The sequence below is a fragment of the Nocardia brevicatena NBRC 12119 genome, from assembly GCF_000308495.1.
GTDB classification, from domain to species: Bacteria; Actinomycetota; Actinomycetes; order Mycobacteriales; family Mycobacteriaceae; genus Nocardia; species Nocardia brevicatena.
In genome coordinates this window covers 1-7864 of sequence record NZ_BAFU01000212.1, presented here as the reverse complement: position 1 = coordinate 7864, position 7864 = coordinate 1, and the positions used below count along the sequence as shown (strand labels likewise).

Sequence of the window (7864 nt, the reverse complement as noted above, 5' to 3'; positions counted from 1 at the left end):
GGTCCATGACAGGCTCACTCACCCGAAACTCCCTATGTTCAGGGGATCCGAGTGTCAAGCATCTCCGTCAGTTTTATATTGACACAGCTCTATCTGGCGGGGATGAACTACACGATCGGCGCGAACGCAGTATCTCGGTCAACTCGGCCTTGAGCGCGGTCGCCTCGGCCGGGATGTCCTCGGCCGACAGCGGGGATTGCCACAGCATTGATGTCGCCGTGGTGCCGCTCGGGTGATGCCAAGCAATAGGTATCCCCAAAAGTATCCCTTCTTGGTATCCTTGACAGGATCCAACGGATTTTGGAAGGAAGGTACGTCTCATGGGTGCTTCGATGTCTTCGATGAAAGTCGAGCAATCGGTACGGGAGCGTGTGAGCTCTTTGGCGCAGGCGCAAGGGCGGACCGTCTCTCAGACCATCGCTCATTTGCTTGATGAGCACGATCGTAAGCAGCGGTTCGCAGCTGTGGCGGCGGCCTATGCGGAAGTGGACTCGGACTACGTGGCTGAGATCGATGAGTGGGACGACACGCTCGAAGACGGCCTGGATGACGCTCTGTGAACATGCCACCGGCGTATAGCCCTGGTCAGGTCGTTTGGGTTGATTTCACTCCAGCTAAGGGCCGTGAACAGGATGGTCGTCGGCCGGCGGTAGTCATCTCCACTGCCGACTATCTACGGACCGTACGAGATCTAGTCGTCGTCGTGCCGGTGACCACAACCGACCGAGGCTGGCCGCATCATGTCCAGCTGCGAGGCGATGAGCTCGAGCTCAAAGAGATTTCGTACGCCATGACAGAGCAGCCTCGAACGGTGAGTCGTGGTCGGATCCAAAAGGTCTCAGGCTCGGTCAGTAGTCACACATTGTCACTGATCCGCCGTTGGGTAAACGATTTCGTGGTGATGGAAAGCTAGTCACCAGTGACTGTGCGGCGTACTTCTGCCGCGTTCTGCATGATTCGGAGGTGCTACTGCGGCTTCTATCCGGTCTCGTGTGAAACGTGCGGCGTGTGCCAGCGCGGCGCGGCTCTCGGGCATGGCGGGCATGAGGCTCATGAACGCGTGCACCTGCCCGCGCCACAGTTCCAGCGAATTCGGCACACCGGCCGTGGTGAGCCGCTGCGCCATCAGCTCGCAGTCGTACCGCAGCAACTCGTCCTCACCGGCCATCAGCAGTACCGGCGGCAAGCCCGCCAGTGGCCTGTTCACCGGCGACAGCGCCGGGTCCACCTGCCCGTTCACCTCGGCGCCGTAGCGCACCACGCGGTGCACCGCGGACAGTGGAATGTAGGGGACGCGCCCGACATTGCAATAGTCCCGCTTGGCGTGGTGGTCCAGGTCCAATAGCGGTGACAGGCCGATCAGCCCGGCCGGGACGGGTAATCCGGCGGTGATCGCTTGCAGGGCGGTAGCGAAACTCAGGAATCCACCGGCCGAATCGCTGGCGAACACGATCCGGGCCGGATCGGTGCCGTGCTGCAACAGCCACCGATACGCGTTGAGGCAGTCCTGGATCGAACCGGCGATGTTCGTGCCCGGTAGCTGCCGGTATTCCACGTTCACCACCGGCAGTCCGGTGCGCCGGGCCAGGCTGGCCGCGATCGGCCGATGCGAGTCCAGACCACCCAGGAAGAAGCCGCCGCCGTGCATGTACATCACCGCGCCGTGGCGCAGCGACCGCCGTGCACCTGCCGGGCGCAGGATCTCCATCCGGAAACCGCTCAACCGCAGCTGCTCGCGCTCTACCTCGGAGGGGGCCGGGCGCAACCGGGCCAGGCCGTCCAGGACGGTACGAGCGACCGGCATCGTCGCCGGATGAATCGGGTAGCGCCGCACGAGTGGGCCGACCATGCCCCGGCAGGCAACCCCCAGCGCCTGTGAATGCAGGCTGGTTCGGCCTGGGTTGACGACGCGGTCATCGAGCACATCCTCGCACACGCACCCGGAGGAAAGAGGTAACAGGGCGGTCATCGAAAATCCAGTATTCGTCATGTGGATGTTGTCGTGCGACAACCACCCTGCGCCAGTGATAGCAACCTGACATCGGTGACGTAACGGAGGCATACCTATGGCCCTACTTACCCAAGCTGGGCGACAGGGGTGAGAACAGCCAGGCACCTGTGCCTGCCGAAAATTCGAGTGGATATCGATGCGACCTGCCGACCGGCCGATCATTCACGTCCTGTGAGCGCCCCCAGCGCGTTGGGCCCCCAGAACCCCGGAACACCCACCCACGCCAAGGGCGTAACGCCCACGGCGCTCATGTACCTGGTGACACGACCGTTAATCATGGGTGCGTTTACCGGTGCTGCGACAGCACGACGCAACTAGCCGGTGAATGGGTTGCGGCGCCCGGTCAGCCGCCTGTTCAGCGTCTGCTGGATGGTTCCGCGGACCTGATCGGTGAGCTCGAACATGGTCATCGGATCCCCGGCGGCCTCGGGCCCGTATGCGCCGGTGGCGATGGGTTCACCGAATTCGATGTACCACTTCGACGGCAGCGGGATACCACCCAGCAGGCCCAGGTGGGGGAACAGCGGAGTCACCGGGAAGTACGGCAGCCCGAGCAGCCGGGCCAGCGGCTCGAGGTCGGCGAGTTTGGGATAGATCTCCTCCGAGCCGACGATCGAGCACGGGATGATCGGCGCCCCAGTCTTGAGGGCCAGAGAGGCGAACCCACCGCGCCCGAAGCATTGCAGCTTGTAGCGTTGGCTGTAGGGCTTGCCGACGCCCTTGACGCCTTCAGGGAACACGCCGGTCAGCTCGCCGGTACGTAACAGCCGCTCGGCGTCGGCGGGACAGGCCAGGGTGTGACCGGCCTTGCGAGCCAGCGCCCCTACGATCGGTAGCTCGAACACGAGGTCGGCGGCCAGCAGGCGCAGTGCCCGCTGCTTGGGATGGTGATCGTGCACGGCCACCTGCAGCATCAAAGCGTCCAGCACCACCACACCGGCATGGTTGGCCACGATCAGCGCGCCCTCGGACTCGGGAAGGTTCTCGATGCCATTGACCTGTACCCGGAACCACAGCTGCGCCAGCGGCCGCAGGACCGGCAGCAGGACTGATTCGAGCAGGTGCTCGTCGAGACCGAACTCGTCGAGCTGATAGTCCCCGCTCAGGCGACGGCGCGCGAAATCGGCCGTGCCGCGGATGCCCGCGGCGACCTTGCCCCGCCCCCGATCACCGAGGCTCACCCCCGCACCTCGAGGTCGACCCCATCAGGCACCATCGCGGTGGTCACTCACATATTCCAGGTGCCGGCAAGAAGCCCTGGGCTGCGGTGCGTCGATCGATCGTGGAACGATGACGGCTGCAACACCGCACTCCCTGTCCCATGCCCACACAGTGGTCCAGCGCTGCCGGATTCGGAGTCCGGCCGGTATTCAAGAGAGGCGAGACAGGCAATCTGCTTGGCAGCGCAGCGCCCCCTGAACGACTGGTCCACCGTGCCGAACAGTGGCTGCGCCCGCGCGGCGACAGCAGGTTTCCCACCATGCATGATGTGACCACCGTTCGATTCGCTTGGGAACTGCAATCGTGGAGCGTGGAGCACAGAAACGGGACGAGCGGTTCGATTCTATCCCGGCCCGGCCGCGCCCACCGGCGTGGGTTGCTTCCGGACGGTTTCGACCAGGGGCGACACGGGTTCGTACCACCCTGCTCCATGCGAACGGAAAGCCTCGCTTGACCAGCAGTGATGTCGTTGAGCGATCGGCCAACGGAACACCCTACGAGGCGCAAAACTTCCTGAGCGATTCTGCTCCCCGGCGTCGCTGACCGGCACCCTGCGGTCCCGAGTCCCGAGGTATCCCGGGCGCTTCCAGTCCCGCGAAGGGTTTCGGGCGGAATCCTTTTGTCTGGATGAGGCAGTCGAATCGAATGGTTTCGATTGAATAAATTATCCCGCGCATATGCTGGATCCTGCGTATCGTCTGATCGCGGAGAAATAAGGGCCGAGAGATTCCCGCTCGTGCCCGGATCCATTGATCTCGATCCAGTCGAAAGACCCGGTTCTGCCTCTGCAATCGGACACTGTCGACTGGTGGATGCTGTGCGATTGTGACCGGAGTTGCCCCGGCGGCGCGTCAGGTATCTGTTCCCTGCGTGCTGACATGTCGTGTGCGCGCATTTGATATTTCCCGATATTTCCATGCCACGGTTCGCGTAATCCCCGGCGATACCCGCACTCGTTGCAGTGGGTATTTCATCGGTCGGGGTCGGCAGATCATGGAAGGAGATTTCCGTGTATCACCCGTGCGTTGTAAACATCCGTTTGCTCGGTGTCACCGCCGCGATCACCGCAGTCTTGGTGATGATGAGCGGGCCAGCTGCTCACGCTCGGTCCAATGGCCACGACTGGGACGCGGTCGCCGCGTGCGAAAGCGGCGGGAACTGGAGCGCTGACACCGGCAACGGCTACTACGGTGGCCTGCAGTTCACCCAAGGCACCTGGGCAGCCGCCGGCGGCAACGGGTCACCCGCGCACGCCAGCCGCGCCGAACAAATCCGCATCGCCGAGAACGTCCTGGCCACCCACGGACGCGGCGCGTGGCCGGCATGCGAGGCATACCTGTGACGACTCCTGTAAACGGCGAGGGTTTTGCCGTTTGTAGCCGGGAGCGTGCGAGGCTCTGGATATCCGCCGAAAAAGGGTTGCTGGCGCGAAAGCAACGAAATGCACCCTGCGGGCCCGACTCACACGCTTGGATCCCGATAGCTGATCAGCGGGTGAATCGGCAACTCAGGTAGACCGCAGTCGAGTACCTGCTCCCGCCAGGATATATCGATTCGCTGCCGCCGGATCCGTTACGTCCGGTGTAGAGAGTGACCGTCGCATCCGTCGCATTGTTCAGATCGCTCGTACCGATGATCACGTTGTAATCGTCCCATTCCCGCGGGTTGTCGATGTGCTGCGGATACCCGTTCTCATCTTTGAAATAGAAGGATCCGCTAGCCATTAGGCTACCTCCGTCATCAACCGAAAAACGTGCTCATGAATTCCAGATGAGCCACCATACAGCACAAACAGCACAAACAGGACGATCAGTCTGTTTTGGTGTTCATTTGTTGGCCGCCGGAGTGATCGGCCCGGTAGCGGTGATCATCGTTGTTTTCCTCGCGGTGCATGGTTTGGGCGGGTTCAGTCGCCGAGGGAGGTGATGTGCCCGAACTGGTGCTCGTAGTTGCTCATGGCTTCATCGAGAGTGCGCATCAACCGGAAGATCAACGCGGGTGCGAACTTCACCCGGGCGGTGACTTGAACCGGTTGCCGCATCACTGGTCCGTGTGGTGTGACCGCGGCGGGTTCGGCGGGCAGGTAAACCAGAAAATCGAGGGTGAAGTCGGTGCGGTTGTACCAGCAGGTGAACCCGTTGGCATACACCCCCGCATTCAGGGCGTCGGGGACGATCACCTCGACCTCGATGTCACTATCGGGCGGGCCGGGCAGGGCCGGGTCATCGCTCACGACCGCGCACCCTCCGTTCCCTGTGTTGTCCGCAGGCGCGGCGCGGCGGGCGTACCGGTTTCCCGGTACGCCCGCCGCGCGGGCACCGTTACTCACAGACCGCACGGGCCCGCAGTCACCGCGGTCAGTTGCCCTGCAGGTGGCGGGCTTGCTGGCGGATCTGATGCAACGCCATCTCCCACTGCCCGGCCTTGTCCTGGGCGCGGGAGGCTTGGTCCTCGGCCTGCTGGGCGAGCTGAGTGGACTGATCGGCCTGATCGGCCGCCGAGGACGCACGCTGCTGGGCCTGGTTGGCTTCCCCCTGGGCCTGCTGGGCCTGGGCCCCGGCCCCGTCGGCTTCACTTTGGGCCTGCTGGGCCTGATTCGACGCCTGCACCGCGGCCTGGCGGGCCTGTTGCGCCTGCTGATTGGCCTGGTTGGCGTTCTGCTGCGCGGTCTGGGCGTGATTCTGCACCTGCCGGGCTTGGGACTGGGCCTGGCGGGCGAGCCCGGAGGCCTGCATCGCGTACTGCCGTGCGCTCTGAGCCTCCTGCCGCGCCTCGTCCAAACGCAACCGCAGCATCTCGACCTCACCGCGGATATCCGCCACATCCCCGCGCTGACCCTGCGACGAGGTAGACCGGGTCTCCGTGCTCGTGTCCTGTACCGCCATTGTCGAGCTCCCTTCCGAAAAGTGTGGACTGCTGGATTGGATTCCGAACTGGGCGAACTCTCGTAACCGGCTCATCCTCGCACCCCAATCACCGGCTGTCAGCAACTTTGAGGCAACACTCCGGAAAACGGGGTGAACCACGTCGGAAGCCATTCACGCAACGCCTGAAGCGCACGTCTTCCCAGGTGGCGGACGCCGAACCGAAACGGACCAATCGGTGCTACTGAGTTTGAATTCGTGGTGTCGTGGGGTTGATGGTCGGTGGTATTGCGGTAGACCGTCGGTATGAGGTATTCGCAAGGTGGTGGGTTGACCGCTGAACGAGGAGAGTTCCGGGAGCGGTTGCGGTGCGCCGCGATGGAGGCGTTCGCCCGGGGCGAGGGCAACGCGGTGATCGCCGAGGATCTGCGGGTCACGGCGCGGTCGGTGCAGCGGTGCCGTAAGGCGTGGCGTGCCGGTGGTGAGGCGGCGTCGCGGTCGAAGGGGCCGGTGTCGCGGCCGCTGCTGTCAGATGAGCAGTTCGCCGTGCTCGAACAGCTACTGGCCGAGGGGCCCAGAGCGCACGGGTGGCCGAATCAGACGTGGACTCTGGCCAGGATCGCCACGCTGATCGGCCGTCGTTTCCACATTTCCTACACGCTCAAAGGGGTGCAGCTACTGCTGCACCGCCACGGCTGGAGTCGGCAGGTCCCGGCACGACGGGCTGCCGAACGCGACCCGGACGTGGTGGCGAACTGGGTGAAAGTGCAGTGGCCGCGGGTAAAACGACAGCGGCGGCGTCGGACGGGTGGCTGGTCTTCGAAGACGATACCGGGTTCTCGCTGACGCCGCCGACCGCGCGGACCTGGTCCCGCCGTGGGCGCACTCCGGTCGTGACCGTGCGGTCGCGGTCGCGGCGGTGGGTCTCGATCGCCGCACTGGCCTGTTACAAACCCGGCCACCGCTCCCGGCTGATCTACCGGCCCCACCGTCACGAACGCCGACACAAGCGAAAAAGCCTGTCCGAGAACGACTACCGGGATCTGCTCGTCCGCGCTCACACCCAGCTACCGGGCGGGCGGATCGTCCTGGTGTGGGACAGGCGGGGCACCCACATCTCCGCCCGCATGCGCGACCTGCTCGCCGGCTACGACTGGCTGACCGTCTACCGACTCCCGGCATACGCTCCCGATCTCAACCCCGTCGAGGGCCTGTGGGCATTGCTGCGCCGGCGGCTGGCCAACACCGTCTTCACCGACCCCGACCACCTCGTTACCGGCATCCGTGCCGGCCTGCGCCGAATCCAATACCGGCCCACCCTGGTCGACGGGTGTCTTATCGAAACCGGACTCACCCTCACCACACCACCATGACGACATCACGACAACAAACTCAGTAATGCCAGATCCGAGATGCAGTCCCCGCCGAGTGCGAGCATCACCGCCAGGTCACACACGATCTTGCCCGGATCATGGGCCGAGCCCGGTTTACCCCACGGCGACAATCTCTCGGACAAACCCCTGCTCAAACCGGTCTTCTCCATGGTCCGCAGCAGCAATCCCGCCCCGGCCTGCGACACGACCGGCGACCCACCGTCCTCGATTTTCAGCGACGAATACCACGACATAGACTCACTCACCGAAAAGGTGCTCCTGAAACTGCGCGATTCGACCTTAGACAAGCCGAATTATCGCAGTTCAGAGCACCTTTTCGCCAATTCCGGCACCTTGTGCCGGTATTGGCGTGGGGGGTTGAGGCTACTGACCGA

The 7864-nt window shown here is 63.8% G+C and carries 12 protein-coding genes; 6 read left to right on the top strand and 6 right to left on the bottom strand.

Annotation, left to right across the window (positions count from 1 at the left end; translation table 11 throughout):
- From ON20_RS38150 to ON20_RS34995, 3 genes are all read left to right on the top strand, one after another.
- The coding region (locus tag ON20_RS38150; RefSeq protein ID WP_218002630.1) for a hypothetical protein at window positions 1-236 on the top strand (236 nt) is incomplete at its 5' end.
- A 105-nt stretch (window positions 237-341) separates the two neighbouring features.
- On the top strand, window positions 342-560 hold the full coding sequence (locus ON20_RS26400) for a DUF8778 family protein (protein WP_040839884.1): 219 nt from the start codon (window positions 342-344) through the stop codon (window positions 558-560).
- 2 nt (window positions 561-562) lie between these two features.
- Window positions 563-913: a type II toxin-antitoxin system PemK/MazF family toxin gene (locus ON20_RS34995; RefSeq protein WP_083865285.1), complete on the top strand. Its 351-nt coding sequence runs from the start codon at window positions 563-565 to the stop codon at window positions 911-913.
- Here ON20_RS34995 and ON20_RS26395 read toward each other — a convergent pair whose 3' ends face one another.
- Entirely contained in the window at window positions 914-1924 is a 1011-nt protein-coding gene (locus ON20_RS26395; protein WP_245547503.1) for an alpha/beta hydrolase, read from the bottom strand.
- A gap of 401 nt (window positions 1925-2325) precedes the next feature.
- A complete protein-coding gene (locus tag ON20_RS26390; protein ID WP_083865282.1) occupies window positions 2326-3192 on the bottom strand; it encodes a lysophospholipid acyltransferase family protein in 867 nt (288 codons plus the stop codon).
- A gap of 1118 nt (window positions 3193-4310) precedes the next feature.
- Here ON20_RS26390 and ON20_RS26385 point away from each other — a divergent pair.
- On the top strand, window positions 4311-4574 hold the full coding sequence (locus ON20_RS26385; protein WP_051163361.1) for a transglycosylase family protein: 264 nt from the start codon (window positions 4311-4313) through the stop codon (window positions 4572-4574).
- Window positions 4575-4719: 145 nt separating this feature from the next.
- On the opposite strand, the gene ON20_RS26380 is transcribed toward ON20_RS26385, so the two are convergent.
- The 3 genes from ON20_RS26380 to ON20_RS36865 form a co-directional block, all read right to left on the bottom strand.
- The gene (locus ON20_RS26380; protein WP_040839879.1) at window positions 4720-4956 is read right to left on the bottom strand and encodes a hypothetical protein; all 237 of its coding nucleotides are present in this window, start codon (window positions 4954-4956) and stop codon (window positions 4720-4722) included.
- Between the two features lie 182 nt (window positions 4957-5138).
- Complete coding sequence (locus ON20_RS36870) at window positions 5139-5465, bottom strand: DUF3467 domain-containing protein (RefSeq protein ID WP_040839877.1); 327 nt, start codon at window positions 5463-5465, stop codon at window positions 5139-5141.
- Between the two features lie 124 nt (window positions 5466-5589).
- Window positions 5590-6192: a hypothetical protein gene (locus tag ON20_RS36865; protein ID WP_157229019.1), complete on the bottom strand. Its 603-nt coding sequence runs from the start codon at window positions 6190-6192 to the stop codon at window positions 5590-5592.
- 234 nt (window positions 6193-6426) lie between these two features.
- Between ON20_RS36865 and ON20_RS26365 the strand changes: the two genes are divergently transcribed.
- Together ON20_RS26365 and ON20_RS26360 are read left to right on the top strand one after the other, a co-directional pair.
- Window positions 6427-6942 (top strand): winged helix-turn-helix domain-containing protein, encoded by a 516-nt coding sequence (locus ON20_RS26365; RefSeq protein ID WP_218002629.1) that lies wholly within the window; start codon window positions 6427-6429, stop codon window positions 6940-6942.
- Entirely contained in the window at window positions 6867-7469 is a 603-nt protein-coding gene (locus ON20_RS26360; protein ID WP_086009081.1) for a transposase, read from the top strand. The genes ON20_RS26365 and ON20_RS26360 overlap by 76 nt, the downstream gene beginning before the upstream one ends.
- A gap of 5 nt (window positions 7470-7474) precedes the next feature.
- Here the strand turns inward: ON20_RS26360 and ON20_RS26355 are convergent, their stop codons facing one another.
- Window positions 7475-7735, bottom strand: a complete 261-nt coding sequence (locus ON20_RS26355; protein ID WP_438803442.1) for a hypothetical protein — start codon at window positions 7733-7735, stop codon at window positions 7475-7477.
- Window positions 7736-7864: the final 129 nt, after the last annotated feature.